The sequence below is a fragment of the uncultured Ellagibacter sp. genome, assembly GCF_934617235.1.
Classification (GTDB): Bacteria; Actinomycetota; Coriobacteriia; order Coriobacteriales; family Eggerthellaceae; genus Ellagibacter.
In genome coordinates, this window is sequence record NZ_CAKTTZ010000001.1 from 25015 (window position 1) to 44399 (window position 19385).

Here is a 19385-nt window from a genome sequence, read left to right on the forward strand (position 1 = left end):
TTGTCACCTTTTTGCAGAAGCCTGCATGGCCCAGCCAAATTGTGTACGATGGGGAGGCTGAATCGATTGCGCAGCAGAAAAGAGGGAACCATGAAATACCAGGAGCTGCAAGACGAAATCAAGGCCGCGCTGAAGGCGCACGACAAGGCGCGGGTGTCGATCCTGCGCCAAGTGCACGGCGAGGTGAAAAACATCGAGGTCAACGAGCGCCGCGACATCACGGATGCCGACGTCGACGCCATGCTCAAGCGCGTGATCAAGCAGACGAAGGAGACGCTTGAGGGCTCCATCAAGGCCGCGAACAACCAGGAGCGCACCGACCTTCTGACCGCGCAGGTAGAAATCCTCGAGTCGTATCTCCCCAAGCAGGTTTCAGGCGACGAGCTTGTCGCGCTCATCGAGAAGACGCTCGCCGAGACTGGCGCCTCCTCGAAGAAGGAAATGGGGAAGGTGATGGGAGCACTCACGAAGGCGACCGGCGGCAACTTCGACAAGGCGCAAGCCGCAGCCGAGCTTGGCAAACGCCTCGCCTAGCGCAGGGCCCGTTAGTCGCTTTCTGCAGCGCCCGACTGTTCGATGCCCGCAAGGGTCTCGAACGGCCGGGCGCTGTGTTTTTTGCGGCGAGCGACGTACGTTGCGCGGGTCGACCATACGGAAAGTCGGGCGCGGGGAAGCTGCGCGGAAGGTCGCGGGCGCGATTGCCGTGCGGGGAGTCCATACGGAGGCAAAAAAACGCCCGCGGGCGTTTTCGTTTCGAAGGAGAGGAGGCCGGTGAGGGCGAGGGGGGGGTGAGCCCTCACCGGCTAGTGTGATGGATGGCCAGACGAGAGGAGCCTCCACCACCGGGTCAGCATTAAGAGGTGTGCTGGTCAGAGGGTTCTTTTTTCCTGAGAGAGGGAGGGGGTTTCGAACCCTTGCTTCTGACATTTGTTATCTTAGGTTAACCTTACGAATGAGTCAATGGGGTTAACCGTGGTTTACAATTCCTCCACAAATGTCTTGCGATTTGGTAGGAGAATTCGCAGGCACCGCGAGCGACGTTGGCAGAAGAAGACCCGCAGGGCACCCCACGCGCCGTTTCGCGCAAGAACCCTCCCCAAACGCAAGGAGGGCCGAGCGCTTTCGCACCCGGCCCTCGCTTCATCTCACGTGAACGACGCGCTACCTGAGCGCCTTGTTCATGTCAGCCACCATGCAGTCGACGGCGCCGCAGCCAGAACAGCCATGGCAGCTTCCGCATCCTCCGCGAGAGCTATCGCCGTCCCCGCAGTGGTCGTGACAATCGCACAGGCCGCGCGTCACAATGCGGCGCACCGCCAACACGGCCAACACGGCGATGACAAGCGCGACGACGATCGTCGACGGCGTCCAAACCAAACCCATCATAGGTGCGCCTCCTTTCTCACCGTTCGATATCGGGGACGCGCCCGAAAGCGCATCCCCAAAGTTTCACTAAGTAGACTTTACGCCGCTTCGTTCTCGGTTTCAAGCTTGCGAGCGACCTTTTCGTCCTTCTTGTCGTAATTCGGCATCGGGCGGAAAATCTGGAAGAGCATGAGCACCGCGATGATAATGGCGATCACCGTCCAGATGCCGAAGCTCACCTCGCCCAAAGCCAGGCCAACGAACTGATAGAGCATGCAACCCACGCACCACGCGAAACCGCACATGTAGCCGATGGTGATCCAGAACCACTTAGCCGAACGCTGTTGCTGGCGAATGGTGCCCATTGCCGCGAAGCACGGTGCGCACAGCAGGTTGAAGGCGCAGAAGGCGACGATTGCAGCGGTCGATCCGCCGAGCATCTGGGCAAAGCCGTACCACAGCTGCGGGTCCGCTTCGCCGAAGTCGCCGAGCTGGGTGATGATGCCGACGGTCGCAACGACGTTCTCCTTCGCAACAAGGCCGGTGACGGCGGTTGCAGTTGCCTGCCAGTTCGCGAAACCGAGCGGCGCGAAGATCCAGGCCAGCAGGTTGCCAAGGCCCGCCATGAGGCTGTACTCCATGTAGTCGGGCGCCTCGGAGTCAAGCAGGCCGAAGCCTTCGCCCGCATCGCCGAAGTTCATAAGGAACCAAATGACGATGGTGGACAGGAAGATGATGGTACCTGCTTTGATGATGTAGCCCTTCACGCGCTCCCACATCGAGAGCAGGATGTTCTTCACGCCCGGCATGTGGTACTGCGGAAGCTCCATGATAAACGGCGTGGTCTCGCCAGCGAAGAGCTTGGTCTTTTTCAGCATGATGCCGGAGATGATGATTGCGACGACGCCCATGAAGTAGAACATCGGGGCAACATACCAGGTAGCGTCGGAGTTGCCAGAGGCAATCGCGCCAAACACGAGGGCGATAATCGGCATCTTCGCACCGCAGGGGATCATGGTGGTGGTCATGATCGTCATGCGGCGATCCTTCTCGTTCTCGATGGTCTTGGTCGCCATGACGGCAGGCACGCCGCAGCCGGAAGCGATGAGCATCGGGATGAAGGATTTACCGGACAGGCCGAACTTGCGGAAGATGCGGTCCATGATGAAGGCGACGCGGGACATGTAGCCGCACAGCTCCAGGAAACCAAGGAGCAGGAACAGAATGACCATCTGCGGGATGAAGCCGATGACGGCGCCAACACCTGCGACGATGCCGTCCATGACGAGCGACTGGAGCCACGGGGCGACGTCGGCTGCCTCAAGAGCGTTGCCGATGATAGCGCCAAGACCCGGGATCCACAGGCCCCAAGAGCCATCGGAGGGGTCGGGCTCTTCGACTTCAAGAGCGGCCTGGTAATCGGCGAAGGTGATCGACTGCTCCTCGACCTCGCCGTCGTCGCCCTCGACCTCCATCGTGGCAACAGCATGCTTGGCCTGGGCCTCTTCATCGAACGCCGCAATCGTTGCCTGGGCGTCGTCGTACTCGGCAACGGCATCTTCGTACTCGGCCATAGCGTCGACGTCGGTGGCGTCTTCGGGAGCCTCAGGCTCAGCTAAGGCCAGTGCGTCGAGCACTTCCTGGGAGTCATCGGAGGGAAGGCCCGAGACCTCGTCCTCGCCGAGGATGTTCTCAACGTAGGCGGTAATCTGCGCCTGGGCGTCTTCGTACTCGGCCGTGGCCTCGTCGAACGCCTCGCCGCCGGTGTAGAGCCAGCCGTCGCCGGAGATGCCATCGTTGGCCCAGTCGGTCACAACGCCGCCGCCGACAGAAACGGCCAGCCAGTACACGAAGAACATGATGACGATGAAAATCGGCAGGCCGAGGAAGCGGTTCGTGACGACACGGTCGATCTTCTGAGTGGTGGACATGCCCTTGGTCGACTTCTTCACCGTGTCGTCGACGACACCGGCGATCTCGTCGTAGCGAGCGGAGGTCACGATGGATTCCGCGTCGTCGTCAAGCTCGGTCTCGAGCGCATCGCGGATGGCGTCGACCGTTTTCTTATCAGCATCCGTCAGCTTGAGCTGGGCAATCGTGCGATCCTCGCCCTCGAGCACCTTGATGGCGAACCAGCGGGCCGTCGCAGGGGAAACCCTCGAGCCGAGAACGTCGATGATCTTCGCAAGCGCCGTCTCGATCTCGTCGGAGAAGCGGATCTGCGGCGCGGCGGGAACGCCCTTCTTGCCGAGCTCAATCGCGGTCTTCACAAGTTGGTCCATGCCGCGGCCCTTGAGCGCCGAGGTGGGAACGATCGGACAGCCGAGTTCGCGGGAGAGCTTGTCGACGTCGATCTTGTCGCCATTCTTCTCGACGAGGTCCATCATGTTGAGGGCGATGACCACAGGCAGGCCCAGTTCGAGGATCTGCGTGGTCAGGTACAGGTTGCGCTCCAGGTTGGTCGCGTCGATCAGGTTGATGACGACGTCTGGGTCGCCATCGAGCAGATAGTCGCGCGCGACGATTTCCTCGGGCGAATACGGCGAGAGCGAATAAATGCCAGGGAGGTCAGTAACCGTGACGTCCTTGTCCTTGGTGTACTTGCCTTCCTTCTTTTCAACAGTAACGCCAGGCCAGTTGCCAACATATTGGTTGGCTCCGGTCAGGTCGTTGAACATGGTCGTCTTGCCGCAGTTCGGGTTGCCGGCAAGCGCAATGCGAATTCCCATGATCTACCTTTCCAAAATCAACGATGCTTACCTTTGCTGCTTCGCCGAAACGGCGGCACCCTGAAGGGTCGGTGCGGTCGCTTCGATAAGTTAGATGACACTAACCGCCAAGCAAAGAAAAAGGCCCCAGAAAGGCCCTGCTCGAACTAAAGAACGAGCACGCTTTCGGCTTCGCTCTTGCGCAGCGAAAGCTCATAGCCGCGAACGGTGACCTCGATAGGATCGCCGAGCGGCGCCACCTTGCGAACGAAAACCTCGACGCCTTTGGTGATGCCCATGTCCATGATGTGACGCTTGAGGGCACCTTCGCCCACAAGGCGACGCACCGTGGCGGTCTCACCGATGGCGACATCGCGCAGCGTCTTGTTCTGACCCGCTTCTGCCATAGTTCCTCCTCCTTTTCCTTCCTGTCTCAAAAGTCGTCCTATTGCCGTAGCTTTCCCGAAGTCACGGAAATGGGCACGATGCGCCCTTAGCTGCGGCTTAGCTTTTCACGGGGCTGCCGCACTCCCCTTTGCGGAAAGTGCAACCGCCCACGAAAACTAACGGGTAATGATTCGCTGCGCGACCTGCTTGTTCAGAGCGACCTGCGCACCTTTGACCTCGACGATGAAGTTGCCCGCCTGCTCGGAGACGACCTTCACTTCAGCGCCGGCGACAAAGCCGAGATTCTCGAGATGATGAAGCACGTCGCCCTTTTCGCGAACCTTGACAACGGTGCCCGTCTCGCCCGTCTTCATGAAGGTGAGCGGCATCTGCGCCATGGAAGGTCCCGCAACAGTTGCGGTGCTCATGCCTTTGTCCATCGCCATTGCTTCCTGCATCATAACTACCTCGTCTTTCTTTGCTAACCGTGGTTAACATCTAGTTATCATATGCCATCGCTGGCTCGGTTTGGAAGCCTTGGTGAACTTTTTTTGTTTCCTGCGGCTAATCTCCATAATTCGCCGTGGTTAATTTTCTGTTACGAAGTGCCTTAAGACCGAATGCCGAAGCAACGGCTGCAATAATGGTTGAATTGCAAAAAATGCGGATAATTTCCCATCGAGATGTTTTCGCAGATAGTATAGTAAGCATGACTTATCTGAACGCGGAAGGTTGCAATATGAAAGACAGCTTCGCCCCGGCCGCAGGCGTAAACGAGAACTTCTATTCCGACACGCGCGGCCTCGTGAGCGACCCCGTCCCCTTCACGAAGGCGGTTATTGACGGCCTAGCCCATGGAGGCGGCCTCTACGTCCCTGCTCACGTGCCGACACTTTCAATCGACGAAATCTGCAGTTTGGCGGAAATGCCCTATTTCAAGCGCGCCACCACGGTTTATCGCGCCTTCGGCGTCGACCTGCCGACCGAGCGCGTAGAGGCACTCATGGAGAGCGCTTACGGCGACCAGTTCGACGACGAGCGCATCTGCCCGATCACCTCGCTCGATGAGAACACCCACGTGCTCGAGCTGTGGCATGGCCCCACGAGCGCGTTCAAGGACATGGCACTGCAATGCCTGCCCCGCTTCTTCTCTGCAAGCGCCGAGGCGCTTCGCGAACGTGGGGAGCTTGACCACGACTTCCTCATCCTGGTGGCAACTTCGGGCGACACGGGCAAGGCCGCGCTTGAAGGCTTCAAGAACGCCGAGCACGTGCGCATCGGCGTGCTGTTCCCCGATGGCGGCGTGAGCGACATCCAGCGCAAGCAGATGGTCACGACCACCGGCGACAACGTGCAGGTCTGGGGCGTGCGCGGCAACTTCGACGACTGCCAGACCGGCGTGAAGAACGTCTTCGGCGACGAGACGTACGCCGAGAAGCTGCTCTCCGAGCACAACGTGACCCTATCGAGCGCAAACTCCATCAACTGGGGGCGGCTCATGCCCCAGATCGTGTACTACATCTCGAGCTATGCCGAGCTGGTCGCCAAGGGCAAAGTCGAAGCCGGCAAGCCGATCGATGTCTGCGTCCCCACGGGCAATTTCGGGAACATCCTCGCCGCATGGTACGCCAAGCGCATGGGAACCCCAATCGAGATGCTCTTTTGCGCGAGCAACGAGAACCGCGTGCTCACCGACTTCATCAACACCGGCACCTACGACATCTCTGAGCGAGACTTCGCGCTGACACCGTCACCGTCAATGGATATCCTGGTGTCTTCCAACCTGGAGCGCCAGCTGTTCGAGCTTTCCGGGCGCAATGCGGACGCAGTTCGCGGCTGGATGTCCGACCTGCGCGAGAAGAAGTGCTTCCGCGTCGACGCCGATACCTTCGCCGCGGTGCGCGCCGAGTTCGCGGCCGACTCCGTCGACAACGAGACCTGCCTTTCAACCATTAAAGAAGTTTTCGACGCCAACGGCTATCTTTTCGACCCGCACACCGCGGTCGCCTACAAGGTCGCCGAGCAGCTGCGCGGAGAAAACCCCGTGCTCATCGCGAGCACGGCGCATTGGGCGAAGTTCGGCGACAACGTATATCGCGCGCTTCACGGCATGGCACCCGGCGAACCGCTTCCCGAAGAGGCTGCTGCGCTTTCGGGATGCCAGCTCAACGAGCTGATCGCCAACGAGACCGGGCAGCACAACGTGCCCGCCAACCTAGCAACCCTCGACGCGGCGCACGTGCGCTTTGAAGAGGTTATCGATAACTCAACCGAGGACATCGAGCGCGCCGCCACGGCGTTTCTCGGCAAGGGCAACGACTAATCGCAACATCAAGGATAAAGGACACCATCGATAAAGGGGAACCCATGAGCAAGCTCACCAATCTCACTCCAACCATCAGGCTTTCTATCAAGAACCCGAATTCCGAAAGCGGATCGGTGTTCGGCCGCGGCATCGCCGATCTATGCCTCGGCGTGCGCGAAAAGGGCTCGCTGAACGCCGCCGCGAAGAGCATCGGCATGGCGTACAGCAAGGCCTGGCGCATCATCAAGGAAACCGAAGCAGCCTTGGAGATTCAGCTGCTCAATCGCGATGGCGCCCACGGAAGCAGCCTCACCGATGAGGGTAACAAGCTCCTCGACTCCTACCTCGAAATCGCCGAGCGCGTTCAGGAAGCCGCGGAAAAGGAATTCCACAAGCTCGTCGGCTAGGCACCAACCGCCCGATTAATGGGCGCACCCCGCAAAATCGACGGAAACCCTCACACCTGCGGCGCCTTTCGGAACCGCAATATGGAGTACGAGGTCCCGCGCGATTGGCGAAGCTTCAACGTTATCTTCTTGGCGCACGTCCCTGGGGCGTGCGCTTTTACTTTCCCCCTTGGCGGCAAGGGGTTTGCAAGCAGCCTCTTGGTAGTCGGGCGGCTCTTCCGGATCGAATCCGCTCTCACCCGCATCCTGGGCAGCAGACGACTCGAACCGATGCAAGCATCCATAGCAGGTGTCCATGTCGTCGAACACTCGCGCCTTGCACACAGGGCACACTTTCATTTCGATAGTCCTTTCCGCTCACTTCGCGCCGCGTAGGCAGTAAGCCCCACGCGATCCCCTTCCGAGAACCACGCCCCGCATTCGGCGAAGCGCTCGATGGTCGCCACTGCACGAGGACAGCGCAAGCGTCTCATCGGGCCCACTGCACGATAGGATTCGAGTACCACGCCGCACCGATCGACGAACGCGATGTCGAGCTTTCGAACCATGCCGACGGTATGCACGTCGTTACAGGGCATGAGAATCAAAGGCTCGCTGCACCTGTGCCGCAAGAGCAAACCCCGTGCTCTTGAGAGGGTATCGGTAGCCACCATGAGCTGCGATCGAGTTCGATCATCCAACGTCACCCCTCGCCTACCGTGCACTGCACGACCACGCTTGTCCCCACTCCCACAGGCACGCACGACACCATCGCCCATCGGCATATCCCTTCCTCTTTTACGAAAACCGAACATCCTTCAACTCCCGTTCTCGACTCCACCCAACCTTTGCTTGAAAGCTGCTCCCGCAATCGCGAAAGCTCGTCCTCCGCCGATTCCGCGCACGAGAACCCGACGACGCCGCCTGCTTCCGCCACGCGCACCGACCTGGCGGAATCAAGCGCAAAGAGCTCCTCCTCGAACCATGAGGGCAACGCTTCTTCCCCCGTTTGCTCGCCGGCAAATGATGCCACGGCGCCGTCATCACTTGCGGCCGACCCGCCCCCGAGCACAAGCTGCGCCCGAGCCCCTTCTTCTCCTGCGGAAAACGCACGCCCCATCTTCGTTGCCGCATTCGCAACGTCGAGCGCATCGTCAATCGCAATCGCAAGCACGACAGCGGCCGCAATCGAAAGCAAGGCGGTAAGGACCCGTTGCCTCTGCCCCATCAGAACAGCACCCCCGGCTTATAGACGTCCACCACCAATTCCGTCGAATGTTCCAGCTGCGGAAGTGACACACCGAAAACAGAGGACTTCAAGCCCAAACCGAAGAGCGTCGGGGTGAAGCGAAGAGTTGCACGGAACCGCTTTTGCCCGAACGATTCGCCCGCAACAGATACGCTTGCTTCCAAGTATTCCTTCTCCGCTATGCCCATCCCTTCCTCGATTGCACTAAGGGCGGCATCGCAGCTTTGCGTTGCGTCCTCGCCATAAGCGGGGGACGTCGCGAACACGCGTACCGCGTTGCGGGCGAGCCTATCGAATGCGGCGCACTCCGAGAAGAAGAGCATTGCGTTCATCGCGATTACCGCAACGATGACAAGCACCGGGATCATCACGGCGAGCTCGACGGTCATCTGCCCTTGTTCGTCAAGGCGGCAGGTTCGCTTCCTTTTCTCTAGGGTCCTCATTAATGCCACACCCTTGTTCCCGTGATGCTCGCGACAGCTCCCCGAAGCGCATCGGCAGCAGCACTGATAAGACCACCCGTTGCCTGCTTCAACGAATCAGGCAATGTGATGGTTATGGGAATCGTCCCGCCGCCGAGAGGGAAATCAATCTGAACGATTTCGATTGCGCCGTCCTCCCCTTCAAGAGCCCGCAACGCTTCGTCTTCGACCTTACCGATAAGGGAGTCGAACAAGCTTGTCGACGACCCAGATAGCGATAGCGCTCCACTACGGATTACCTGATAGCGGGCAGAAAACGAACCTGAATCAGCCGCGGCAACATACCCCGTGCTCACGAGTACGGGCTTCAGCGCATCCAACTTCGCTGGCGCAAATCCCGCCGCTTCGACAAGATCGGACAGCTTATCCGCCGCCCATTTGCCCAAGCCGCTCGCACTGACAAGCGGTATCGAGTCGAGCGAATGACGAATAGCATCGTCGAGCGCCTCTTGTCCCTCGCAATAAACGCGAAGGGAGCGCGACCACATATCTAAAACGAAGCGCGGAGCGCCAAGCACCGAGCCCCCTTCTTCGGCCAAACCATCGAGAAGCGAGGAGATGACCGTGCGCCCCTCTTCGCTCTCCTCTTCGAGCAGCGTTGCGCCGGAAACAGCGGCACGCGCCCCAAGCGAAGAGGTTCCCTGTACAAACGAACTTGCGAATCCCGTGTCCGCCGGAGCTGCAACAAGGTTCACGACCATCGAGATAGCCCCCTTGTATCCAGGGGGTTTCGCATCGATGCGCATTCCCCCGATTTCGGAGAGCGCCTCTTTGCACTTTTCAAGCAGCCCGCCCGCCTTTTCTTTCGCCGCTCCCGCCGCCTCGTCCTGCTTCTTTCGGGCGGCTGTGTAGTCCGCAGCAGCCCGCGCCACGGCGTTGTAGTGGTACTCAAAGCCATTCGAGATAGAGCTCGACGCCGCAGCAACCTTGCCCAAGCTCAAAACCGAAAGACGGCAGAGGTCGCACATCGGGTAATTTCCCGCTTCCATCTGGGCAATGGAAGCCGACCCCATGCTGGGAGACGCATTTGGGCATCCACCCCATGCATGAAGCGTCGTCTCACCCGCTTCGTTCTTTCCAAGCGGAAAGACAGGGTCGGTATAGAGCCTTGTCGCCTTCATTTCCATCGTGTTTTTAGGAAGCAAGGGGAAAAGAGCGTCGAAAGAATCCCCCGTATCGAGCACGAACCCACGCGACACCTCATCAACTGCGAAACGATAGAACACCTTGCGCAAAGCGGAATTAGCCTGCTCTTCCATCGTCGAAGACTGAGGAACTTCGTTTTCGTAGCGCGCCGAGTAATAGGCCTTCGCACGATTGAGCGCAACGGAAAACGACCATGCATCGACCGTACGGAACAAAGGATTGTCCGTCGGGGAAATGCTCGAAAGCGCTCCCGCGCGTTCATACATGCAGTACGCAGGGTCATCGCCGCAATCGCGCTTGAAGCCCGCCTCCTTTGACGAGTTAGCCTCCTTCGCAGCCTCTTCCGCCTCCTCAGATGCTTGCTTGAGCGCTTCGGCATCCTCGTTTACGGCATCGGCGGCATCAGCGAGCGCCTTCGACGCCCCCACTTCGATCGCTTCCCCTTGCGCAGGGACAAGCGTTGCCACGCCAAGATAGCTCGCACCCATGACGCCACCCGAATTGGAACTTGCCGTCGCATAAGCGTTCGCTGCCGCGAGAAAAGGCAGGGCCTCCTGAAGGGTATTGAGCCCCGAAGCAGCACGCTCAGCAAATGTATTTCTCGATTGAAGCACCTTAGACCCCAGGTCAATCAGCTCAATTCCCAGTTCTGCCGCAGGCGGAGCACAAAGCGCGACAACCCCCAAACCGAATAGCGCCGCGCTTGTCAGCGAGAGGGAAAGGACGACAGCGTCGCATACGCGCACGGCGATCATGAATTCGGCAACCTCGTTTTCCGCGGCGAGAACGCAGGCATCGGCAACGTCTTGGATGTCCGCGGAAGCCGAGGAAACCCGATATACCTGAGCCGCCGAAAACACGAGCGACAAGGCGACCAGCAACGCAACAGCCATGCCGAGCGTCGAAAAGCCCCCGTCGTCATCCCAAAAGGCACCACGCCCTTTTGCGCGCTTACGCCTCATCAGCCCACGCTCCAATCCATTCAGAAGGCGACCTTCCCGCCGCGGCCTGGGCAACCCATGCTGGCTGCGTTGGAGCCGAGGCCTCGACGGAAACTTCGAAAGCATCGCCATCGTTCACTATCCCCAGAAGGCGAGCCCCCACCCCGATGAGCGGCAGCGGCTTCGCCTTCGTCGTGATGCGCACGCGAACAGCATCGCTCGCCTCGCCACCCTCGAGTTCAACTTCCCACGTGCACCCACCCTGGTGGACATGAAAGCAATCCTGCTCGGGCACCGCGCCTAAACGTCTCAGGGCAAACGCCTTGCATGTTCCCGACGGATCGCCCTCGGGAGTTGTCGCAAGAAGCCGGCACGTCTCCGCAGCAGCCTGCTGCATGACGATGCGGTCATAGAGCAGAATGCCCGGCTGCACGAGCAGCACTACCAAAGCCAACGCGACAGGAAGCGCGAATGCCGCTTCTATGGTTGCCTGACCAGCGTCTTCATGAAAAACCTTGCATATTAAAACGCGAATATGTCCGCCACCGACCCCAAGGCAACGAGTTGCAGATGATGGGACGCCGACATGAGCGCGTGCTCCACGAACAGCCCTTCCCCCATTGCTTTGGCAAGCGCTCCGAGCCCCATCACCGCGCACAAAACGCCAGTGAGCACCACGGCGTATTCCACCGTACCCTGCCCCTGCTCCGAGCGCATCTTGTCCGCAAGAAGCGCGAGCGCGCCCTTTGCCCTCGGGTTCGTCACAACCCGTTGATACCGTTTGCGATCGCATCCCAAAGCTCCTGGATTTTCGGGCGGAACAAGGTTATGGCGACTATCGCGATGACGACGAGCACACCGACGAGAATCGCGTACTCGGTCGTGCCCTGCCCCCTTTCGCAAGCGAGCTTCGACCTCATCGCGCACCATGCGCCTATTGCACGCTGTTCGACCGCGGCACGAACCTTTCTCATAAACATCATCTTGCATGCACCTTTCCTTTCTAAAATCCGCCGATCAGCTCAAGGAGCATCGGCCCTAACACCAAGATGAGCATCGCGGGGAGCATGAGCGCTCCAGTTGGAATCATCATCTTCACCGGCGCTTTCGCAACCTGCTCCTGCTTAAGCGCGCGATACGATGCCCGCGCCTCGCGTGCCGTCGCCTCAAGCCCCTCCGCAAGCGAAGAGCCGTAGCGCAAAGACCGGATCACGGACTCGATTGCCCGAGAGAAAAGCGCCGAGTCGTAGGTTCCGGCGGTATCGCGAAGCGCTTCGTCCCTGCGAGCCAGCCCCAACGCCCATTGCTGCCGAGCCGACGCCAGAGAACGAGAGAGCAGCGTGTCGAAGTGCTCGATATACACATCAAGGCTCCTATCGAACGACAAGCCGCTCCTTAAACCAAGCGAGATTACCTCAAGCATTTCGGGCAGATGCCGTTCGAGTTCTTCCGCCCGCACCTTTTTCCCTTTGACAACGGCCCTCTTCGGAGCCGACCAGCCCCACGCCGCGCCCGCTACCGCAAGCAGAACAGCAAGCTCGAAGGAAAGCGCGCATCCGAGGAGGGCACCCGCTGCAGCTGCGAAAACCGCCAGGCGAACCCGAGCGTCGGCAAACCCCGCAATCGACACCGACGAGGCCAAACCCGCCTGCCGAATGTCTCTAACGAGGGAATCCACCCGCCGAGGGGAAACCGGACGAAGCCTACCTGCACGCGCGACACGGCTACGTGCTTCAAGCAGGGAAATCACTCCATTCGAGAAGCCCCCGTTCCCGCGAGATACCGCCACTTCCGAGCCCGCAAGGGAAGCGCGGCGCCTTGCCGCAGCACGACTTCGCTCACGCGCCCGAACGGCTCCGATTGACGCGGCGAACCCCGCGCCGAATGCTCCGACGCCCGCAATCACCGCAAGGGCGCTTTCTCCCGCAACCATCACTCCACCTCGACCTTCAGCATGTGGCGCACGATGACGATGCCGGCGATTTGCATGGCAACCGCAATGCAGAGAAGCGCCATCCCTGCGAAACTCGAGAAGAAAGGCCCCAGGAAGTCATCACTCACCAGGGAAAACAGTGCAATGAGTACAATCGGCATCACGCTGACGATGCGCGCCGACAACTTCGCCTGGGCAGTTTGGACACGCAACGAGCGCGTAAGCTCGAGCTCGCCTTCCACAGTGTCTCGCGCTGCATCGAGCACGCGTTCCATGCTTCCCCCCGTTTGATGCTGCACGTCAAGCGCGACGGAGACAAAGGCAAGCTCAGGAACCGAACCTCTTTCCTGGAAGACGGAAAGCGCCTCATGGGTGCTTCCTCCGGTTTCGAGAAGATGGGCCGCACGCTGAAACAGCACCCCGACGGGGCCTTTCGTGGCTGCTCCAACCTGCTGCATCGTCTGAAGAAGCGATTGCCCTGCCCGAAAGCACACTGCCATCGAGCGCAGCGCATCGGGAACAGCCTCACGCATGCGCTCGCGACGCCTGTCCTCCGAACCCTTCGCGTAAATCGCGCACGCTGCGGCAACGCACAAGGCGAGGGCCGCACCGCATATTGGAGCCGCAGTGATCGCAGCGCCCCCCACTCCGACGACGAGCATCGCAGCTAAAACGAGCGACAGCAACGATTCTTTGGTCGCTATGAAGCCAAGCCCCTCCACGGCCGTGAGCAAGTTTGAAACCGACGTACGAGCCTGCGCGTTGCGAAGAACCGCTCGGGCAACAGGGCGCATAAGCCCCACCCCGTTGCGCACAAGCCACGAGACCCAACCCGCCCTGCCCTTTTCGTTGCCGATCGAGAACGCGGCCGAGCGAGGCTTCTTTGCTAGTCGCCTCGCAACAGCGCTCCCCAAAACGGCAGCGCCCCCGAACGCCGATAAGGCCGCTACGACGCACAGAGCAACATTTCCTTCCACGATTGCACCTCCTTATCGGTCGCAATCCCCAACTTCACCAAGTCGCCCACCCATTCCGGTGCAGAGAGCCACGCACCCGCACCGCCGCAGATATCCCGCTCATAAATCGGCGCAACAATGCACTCCCTTATGCTTTCACCTGGAGAAATCACTGCAATTTGAGAAACCATCCGCGAGCCGTCTGCTCCGCGAGCCGTTTGGACGATGAGGTCGAAAGCGCTCGCAATCTGCGACTCGATGACGTCAACGGGCAAATCGGCAACAAAGCGCACCATGGTCACCAAGCGAGAAATCGCCTCCTTGGGAGAGTTCGCGTGAAGCGTAGTAAGCGACCCCTCATGCCCCGTGTTCATGGCGGAGAGCATGTCGAGCGCCTCACCGCCGCGGCATTCGCCCACAATGATCCGATCGGGGCGCATGCGAAGCGCGTTCGCGACCAAATCGCGAATGGTGACCTCCCCCACCCCTTCCGCATTGCGCGGACGAGCTTCAAGGCGCACGACGTGAGGATGCTCCAAAAAGCGCAGCTCAGCGGAGTCCTCTATCGTAATAATCCTCTCATCAGGGGGAACATGACAGGATAGGGCATTGAGAAGCGTTGTTTTGCCACTTCCCGTTCCACCGGAAACCGCGATGTTCTTGCGAGCTCGAACCGCCCAGATGAGCAAGCGCCGAACGCCTTCCTCAATCGATCCGCTCTCCACCATGTCCTGCAAGGTGATGACTCGCGAGGAGAACGTCCGAATCGTGAGCATCGGGCCGTCGAGCGCAAGCGGAGGCACGATGGCGTTCACGCGATGCCCCTGCGCAAGGCGGGCGTTCACCATAGGCGACGATTCATCGATTCGACGGCCAAGCGGCCCGATGATGCGGTCGATCAGCACCCGCACCTCATCATCGCTCGCAAAGGAGAACTCGCTTCGGTGGAGCATGCCGTCGCGCTCGTAGAACAGCGAACGCGATCCGTTCACCATGATTTCGGTTATCGACTCATCTGCCAAAAAGGACTCGAGCGGTCCGAATCCCAGCATGGAGTCAATCAACGTGTCAGCGAGTGCTTCCTGCTCAGCAAGGCTGGTATCGAAGCGACCGCTTCCCTCGAACGCCGCTCGGCAAACCGCTCGGATCTCGTTGCGCGCCCGTTCGGGATTGCCCTTGGCGAGCGACGCTATGTCGTCGGCGGGAAGCTGCTCGCGAACTCGCTCCTTCAACCACTCGAGCAACTCATCGCGAGTCGCCCGAGAAGCGGCAAGGGTCTCATTTCCCGCAGCTCGAACGCGATCGAGAAGCGTCATGGCAGCACCCCCTCTCGGCGAGTGCGCCTAAAGGAGAAAAACCCGCGCGAAGGCGCCTCGGGCTCTTTGGATGAAGCCAATGGGCCCGTAGGCTCCCCGAGCACCTCGCCCATAAGCTCTCTCACGCTTTGCGCGAAGGGATTGCGCGAGGAAACCAAATCGTAAGCAAGCCCTGTACCGAGCGCCTGCTCGACTTCTGCTCCGCCATCTTTAAGTTCAGCGGCATGCGCACCCTGCATCGCGCACGACACATCAATTGATGAGAACAGCGAGCGCTTCGAGCAGCGATTCGCGACGAACAGGAAGGGGCTTGCCGCAATCCCGCAACGGGCGCACAGCTCGACCGCATGCTTGCAGGCCCGAAGAGAGGACACGCGCTGATCAACGAGGAACAACGCCCTCGACGATCGCTCGAGGAGCACCGCATGCTGTTCTCCCCAGTTCGCGCCCGTATTTGCAACGATTGCGTCGAAGTGAGCCATCGCCGAATCGAGCAACTCAGGCAATTCATGTGTTATCGCTTCGGATTGCTCGAGCCTTCTCGGTGCAGCGATAAGGCAAAGCCCCTGCTCATCGCGCGGCAAATCGGACAGAGAAACAGCGCCAGAAAGCACCTCATCAACTCCGTAAGCACGCTTGGCTCCGAGCAGTTCGCGCATGTCCCCGAATTGGAAGTCGCAGTCGAGAAGCAGTGTTTTTACGCCCATTGAAGCTAACGTCGCCGCCGCAACCGCAGATACCGCGCTCTTGCCCGCGCCGCCGCTTCCGCTGACGACGGTAATCAGGGAGGCTCGTTTTTCACCCGCAGAAACGACAGGTTTTGGCGAAACTGATTTCGCGCGGGGAATCGAGCAGGGGTCGGTCTCCCTTTCGGAATCGCACGAGCCCGAAGCTCCTGCGCGTACCTGCCGCTTGCGCGCTGCATAACGTTCAGCAAGCGCCTGGTGGGTCATCGTCTCGTCTATTCCCGCCGCCTTCGTCCGACTATGAAGCGAGCCGGACGGCTGCGAACAGAGCATCGACACGCAGCGCCTTGGATTGTCGCGTTTCACCGCCGCAGCCAAGTTAATCGGCTCGACGTCAGGGCAAGAGACCACCCATATTTCCTCAATCGAGGCGCTTTTCGCGGCCAAGTCCCGCGCTTCCCGAGCCGTCGTGCGAACCTCGAGCCATGATTGTTCGAGCAGATTTTCCTCACGAAGACCGATAAGCTCGGGGTGACGCGCGCTTTCCTCGTCTGCGCACAGCAAAACCTTAGCGTTCATGGGAAGCCCCCTCTCCAGAGCCGAGGTTGGAAGCAGGCACTGACGTGGCGCCCTCAGCCTGCGATGCGCCGGCAGCCGCGGGCCGATCATCGGGTTGCGAAACTTGAGACGAGCCCGAATCCAATGCCGCGTTCGATCTTTGTTGGGCGCTCGATTCCTTCTGGCCTTCGTTCGCATCGAGCGACTTCGACACCGTCGGCTCGGGAACGTCTTCACCAGGAAGGGTGAAATACAGCTCTGAGCTCTGCGCGACCGAGACGATTTCCTGAACATTCGAGGGGTCGAGCGCAAGCGTTACCCATGAAACCGAGTCGCTGCCAGATTTCGGCGAAGAGCTCGCGTTCGTCGCAAGCACCAAAACGCTATGGGCGATGAGCGTCGTCCCCGCCGATCCCGTCGCATAGACGTCGACGAACATCCCTGGGCGAATCGCACCCCCGACCGTTTGCACATCGCGCGCGGGAACGCTGACGGCAGTAAGCTCTCCGGGGACCTCGATAGAAGATGACGACTCCTCGAACCGCCTCGACGTCAGCACCTCGCCTTTCAGCACCGTCGAGGTCACTTGTTTGCCGAGGACATCGCTATCCTGCGTAAGAGGGTCGTCTGGCAGAAGCGCCGTGACCCACATTCTTTTCTCGAAGGCGGCAGCATCGACCACCTCACCAGCGGCGATATCTCTTTTCGCCACGCACACCTCGACCTGCTCGCCGCCAAAACGCTCGAGCGCCTCGGCGCGCGCCGCATCGACCTGCGCGCCCGCATCCTGCAGGTACATAAACACGCAGATGGCGCACAGCACACCGCATGCAATACCAACGATCCACAACTTCGTTCGCTTCATGAGTCCTCCGCTCATCCAAGTGAAGGACATGCTAGCGAGCGATTCAGGCAAAACCTAAACAGGAGGCTTCCCGAAAAGCGCCGCGTTATCTGCAGATTGCAGTCGGAAATGCGATAAAGACGCGCGGATTGCCGACAAATCGTCCCAGAAGATGCACGATTTCCCGGCAGAAACGAACCGCCGTTTCGCAAAAACCTGGCAGCATTTCGGCAAGCTTTCCGCAAACAAGCGGCAGAAGTCCATCGGAAAGCGGAAATCCGAGAAATTCCCGTTGAAAGAAAAAGCGGGCCACGAAACCGTGACCCGCTGAACAGTTGGTGGTCGCTGAGGGATTTGAACCCCCGACCCAGTGCTTGTAAGGCACTTGCGCTCCCGCTGCGCCAAGCGACCGTTATTGCGCGAATGCGCCTTGGTATTGTCCCACACCTTGCTAACGAGCGCAATACGGCGTGAAGCCGAAGTGCTCCTGAAGCGCCACGGAAACCGCAAAATCATTCTCGAGCGGCGTCTTCTCACTCGCGCCGAATTCGCGCACATTCAACATCCCACGGCCGATGCTCTTGAAGCCGGAAGCCGTGCGAATGTTCGCCATTACGGTATCGCGGAACACAGTCCCACGCTGTGAGCAGGCAAGATTCAGCGCATCAAAATCGATATCCTCAACGGTGGCGAGGCAGAACTCAAGTTCGGTCTGGCGCCTCGACGGGCCCTCATCGCCGTACAAATCACGCTTCGCCTGCGAAATCCGATCGATGGCCCACCAATGCTCGTCGATGCGGCGCGGAATGTACACCTCACCGCGAATCGTCTGCTCGCGCTCATCGTCGATAACGAGGGAACCCGCAGGAAGAGGGCCGCCGAACCCGACATCGACCGAGAGCAGCTCCCCGTCGAGGGAGACAAGCATACCCCGGTGGTTGATCGGCATGCGTCCCTCTCTGCCACGAACAGCCCTGCTAAGGCAAGGGCGCACGTCGAAGCCCACCGAGCGAAGCAGCAGCTCGAACAGCTTGTTCAGCTCGAAGCAAAATCCACCATGGCGATCGACGACAATCTTGCGATAAAGGTCGTCCGTCTCAAGTGAGGGCGTTTCCCCGACCGCAACCAGATCGGCAGTCTCAAAGGGAACGCTGCACTGATGCGCATACACCAGCTCGTCGAGCGTTTCCTGGCATATCGAGACCTCGCCTTCCCACCCGATTCTCGCCAGATATGCCGAAGTCATGGCGTCGCTAGGCATTTCGACTATCATAGGAACCTCCTTCGCGAACCGCGCGTTTTCCATCGGTTCCATGATACTAGAGCGAGCCGCATATCGGCTACACTCCAATTGAGTGTTGACTTACTTGTGCCGCAGCGTATCTTTCTTATCAGGAGCACACTATGAAGCCGAAGGGGGACACCATGGGATCCTACGAACGCGAACAGCAGATGATAGCCGAGAATACGGCGTCTCGAGGGGAAACCGCGCGCCGGTATTTCGCGGAGCTCGATGCCCAGCTCAACGAGGAGACCTCGCATCTCTCGCATCGACCCGATTACTCGAAAACGCTCTTCGCCCCAGAAAATGACGATATCTACCGCGAGTTCTGCGCGTTCGTCGACCTTCCTGAGCCGCGTCATTTCGACGATATCGAAGACCCGATCTCCGTCGATGGGCGCACTGCTGCCGACGTCTACTTCGCCATGAAATCGAAGAACGACCGCATCGTCGCCATCGACGGCGCGGCAGTCTATAACATGCTCGTGAAGCTTCGCACACAGCCCGAAATCGCCAACAAGGTGCTCAACTTCCGTCCCACCTGCTACCAGGGAGGATGCGGCTCAAAGGACGCTGGCTTCGACCTGGGATACTACGACTAGGGAATGCACCGCGCGATTGAGGAGGCGAAAGCTCAAAATCAGAAGCATCGCGGCATTATGGGGCGGGAATCCCCTCGATGCCTCGCTCTGACGCCGCGAGAGGCGCGCGGTAACTCACGGGCGCGAGGCCATCCCCGCGCCCGTTCCATAACAAAGCCGCGCGATTCGTCCCACAATTCCCGCACCGCCCAAGCGAACCCCCGCGCATCGCATACTTAAACGAAAGCACACGCCACCCT

Annotated in this window: 23 protein-coding genes and 1 tRNA gene; 5 read left to right on the top strand and 19 right to left on the bottom strand. The window is 59.8% G+C overall.

The window, feature by feature from the left end:
• Positions 1-90 precede the first annotated feature (90 nt).
• Complete coding sequence (locus tag Q0G85_RS00095) at positions 91-534, top strand: GatB/YqeY domain-containing protein (protein WP_297153373.1); 444 nt, start codon at positions 91-93, stop codon at positions 532-534.
• A 627-nt stretch (positions 535-1161) separates the two neighbouring features.
• On the opposite strand, the gene Q0G85_RS00100 is transcribed toward Q0G85_RS00095, so the two are convergent.
• From Q0G85_RS00100 to Q0G85_RS00115, 4 genes are all read right to left on the bottom strand, one after another.
• Positions 1162-1386 carry a hypothetical protein gene (locus tag Q0G85_RS00100; RefSeq protein WP_297153375.1) on the bottom strand — a complete coding sequence of 75 codons (225 nt, stop codon included), beginning with the start codon at positions 1384-1386 and terminating at the stop codon, positions 1162-1164.
• 77 nt (positions 1387-1463) lie between these two features.
• Positions 1464-4094 carry a ferrous iron transporter B gene (locus tag Q0G85_RS00105; protein WP_297153378.1) on the bottom strand — a complete coding sequence of 877 codons (2631 nt, stop codon included), beginning with the start codon at positions 4092-4094 and terminating at the stop codon, positions 1464-1466.
• A gap of 146 nt (positions 4095-4240) precedes the next feature.
• Positions 4241-4480: a FeoA family protein gene (locus tag Q0G85_RS00110; RefSeq protein WP_297153382.1), complete on the bottom strand. Its 240-nt coding sequence runs from the start codon at positions 4478-4480 to the stop codon at positions 4241-4243.
• 156 nt (positions 4481-4636) lie between these two features.
• Positions 4637-4921, bottom strand: coding sequence for a FeoA family protein (locus Q0G85_RS00115; RefSeq protein ID WP_277012178.1), 285 nt, complete (start codon positions 4919-4921; stop codon positions 4637-4639).
• A 278-nt stretch (positions 4922-5199) separates the two neighbouring features.
• Between Q0G85_RS00115 and thrC the strand changes: the two genes are divergently transcribed.
• Both thrC and Q0G85_RS00125 read left to right on the top strand, forming a co-directional pair.
• Positions 5200-6783, top strand: a complete 1584-nt coding sequence (gene thrC / locus Q0G85_RS00120) for a threonine synthase (protein WP_297153386.1) — start codon at positions 5200-5202, stop codon at positions 6781-6783.
• Between the two features lie 44 nt (positions 6784-6827).
• Positions 6828-7172, top strand: coding sequence for a winged helix-turn-helix domain-containing protein (locus Q0G85_RS00125; protein ID WP_297153389.1), 345 nt, complete (start codon positions 6828-6830; stop codon positions 7170-7172).
• 15 nt (positions 7173-7187) lie between these two features.
• Here the strand turns inward: Q0G85_RS00125 and Q0G85_RS00130 are convergent, their stop codons facing one another.
• The 13 genes from Q0G85_RS00130 to cpaB all read right to left on the bottom strand — a co-directional run bounded on the left by Q0G85_RS00130 (position 7188) and on the right by cpaB (position 17283).
• Positions 7188-7511 carry a hypothetical protein gene (locus Q0G85_RS00130; protein ID WP_297153391.1) on the bottom strand — a complete coding sequence of 108 codons (324 nt, stop codon included), beginning with the start codon at positions 7509-7511 and terminating at the stop codon, positions 7188-7190.
• Complete coding sequence (locus tag Q0G85_RS00135) at positions 7508-7750, bottom strand: hypothetical protein (protein WP_367116844.1); 243 nt, start codon at positions 7748-7750, stop codon at positions 7508-7510. The genes Q0G85_RS00130 and Q0G85_RS00135 overlap by 4 nt, the downstream gene beginning before the upstream one ends.
• A gap of 104 nt (positions 7751-7854) precedes the next feature.
• A complete protein-coding gene (locus Q0G85_RS00140) occupies positions 7855-8379 on the bottom strand; it encodes a hypothetical protein (RefSeq protein ID WP_297153394.1) in 525 nt (174 codons plus the stop codon).
• Entirely contained in the window at positions 8379-8789 is a 411-nt protein-coding gene (locus tag Q0G85_RS00145; RefSeq protein ID WP_297153396.1) for a hypothetical protein, read from the bottom strand. Before Q0G85_RS00145 ends, Q0G85_RS00140 begins: the two co-directional genes overlap by 1 nt.
• Before the next feature lie 53 nt (positions 8790-8842).
• Positions 8843-10921, bottom strand: coding sequence for a molybdenum cofactor biosynthesis enzyme (locus Q0G85_RS00150; RefSeq protein ID WP_297153399.1), 2079 nt, complete (start codon positions 10919-10921; stop codon positions 8843-8845).
• A 58-nt stretch (positions 10922-10979) separates the two neighbouring features.
• Positions 10980-11504 carry a TadE/TadG family type IV pilus assembly protein gene (locus tag Q0G85_RS00155; RefSeq protein WP_367116848.1) on the bottom strand — a complete coding sequence of 175 codons (525 nt, stop codon included), beginning with the start codon at positions 11502-11504 and terminating at the stop codon, positions 10980-10982.
• Complete coding sequence (locus tag Q0G85_RS00160; RefSeq protein WP_297153402.1) at positions 11492-11734, bottom strand: hypothetical protein; 243 nt, start codon at positions 11732-11734, stop codon at positions 11492-11494. Before Q0G85_RS00160 ends, Q0G85_RS00155 begins: the two co-directional genes overlap by 13 nt.
• Positions 11731-11952 (bottom strand): Flp family type IVb pilin, encoded by a 222-nt coding sequence (locus Q0G85_RS00165; protein WP_297153404.1) that lies wholly within the window; start codon positions 11950-11952, stop codon positions 11731-11733. The genes Q0G85_RS00160 and Q0G85_RS00165 overlap by 4 nt, the downstream gene beginning before the upstream one ends.
• Positions 11953-11972: 20 nt before the next feature.
• A complete protein-coding gene (locus Q0G85_RS00170) occupies positions 11973-12647 on the bottom strand; it encodes a type II secretion system F family protein (RefSeq protein ID WP_297153407.1) in 675 nt (224 codons plus the stop codon).
• A gap of 254 nt (positions 12648-12901) precedes the next feature.
• Positions 12902-13879: a type II secretion system F family protein gene (locus Q0G85_RS00175; protein WP_297153410.1), complete on the bottom strand. Its 978-nt coding sequence runs from the start codon at positions 13877-13879 to the stop codon at positions 12902-12904.
• A complete protein-coding gene (locus tag Q0G85_RS00180) occupies positions 13849-15174 on the bottom strand; it encodes a CpaF family protein (protein WP_297153413.1) in 1326 nt (441 codons plus the stop codon). Before Q0G85_RS00180 ends, Q0G85_RS00175 begins: the two co-directional genes overlap by 31 nt.
• Entirely contained in the window at positions 15171-16439 is a 1269-nt protein-coding gene (locus tag Q0G85_RS00185; RefSeq protein ID WP_297153416.1) for a P-loop NTPase, read from the bottom strand. The genes Q0G85_RS00180 and Q0G85_RS00185 overlap by 4 nt, the downstream gene beginning before the upstream one ends.
• On the bottom strand, positions 16429-17283 hold the full coding sequence (gene cpaB, locus Q0G85_RS00190; protein WP_297153419.1) for a Flp pilus assembly protein CpaB: 855 nt from the start codon (positions 17281-17283) through the stop codon (positions 16429-16431). The genes Q0G85_RS00185 and cpaB overlap by 11 nt, the downstream gene beginning before the upstream one ends.
• Positions 17284-17434: 151 nt before the next feature.
• On the opposite strand from cpaB, the gene Q0G85_RS00195 reads away from it, so the two are divergent.
• A complete protein-coding gene (locus Q0G85_RS00195; protein WP_297153422.1) occupies positions 17435-17593 on the top strand; it encodes a hypothetical protein in 159 nt (52 codons plus the stop codon).
• Between the two features lie 5 nt (positions 17594-17598).
• Here Q0G85_RS00195 and Q0G85_RS00200 read toward each other — a convergent pair.
• Both Q0G85_RS00200 and Q0G85_RS00205 read right to left on the bottom strand, forming a co-directional pair.
• A tRNA-Val gene (locus tag Q0G85_RS00200) sits at positions 17599-17673 on the bottom strand.
• A 40-nt stretch (positions 17674-17713) separates the two neighbouring features.
• Positions 17714-18535 carry an arylamine N-acetyltransferase gene (locus tag Q0G85_RS00205; RefSeq protein WP_297153425.1) on the bottom strand — a complete coding sequence of 274 codons (822 nt, stop codon included), beginning with the start codon at positions 18533-18535 and terminating at the stop codon, positions 17714-17716.
• Positions 18536-18687: 152 nt separating this feature from the next.
• On the opposite strand from Q0G85_RS00205, the gene Q0G85_RS00210 reads away from it, so the two are divergent.
• The gene (locus Q0G85_RS00210) at positions 18688-19146 is read left to right on the top strand and encodes a hypothetical protein (RefSeq protein ID WP_297153428.1); all 459 of its coding nucleotides are present in this window, start codon (positions 18688-18690) and stop codon (positions 19144-19146) included.
• The last annotated feature ends 239 nt before the right edge of the window (positions 19147-19385 follow it).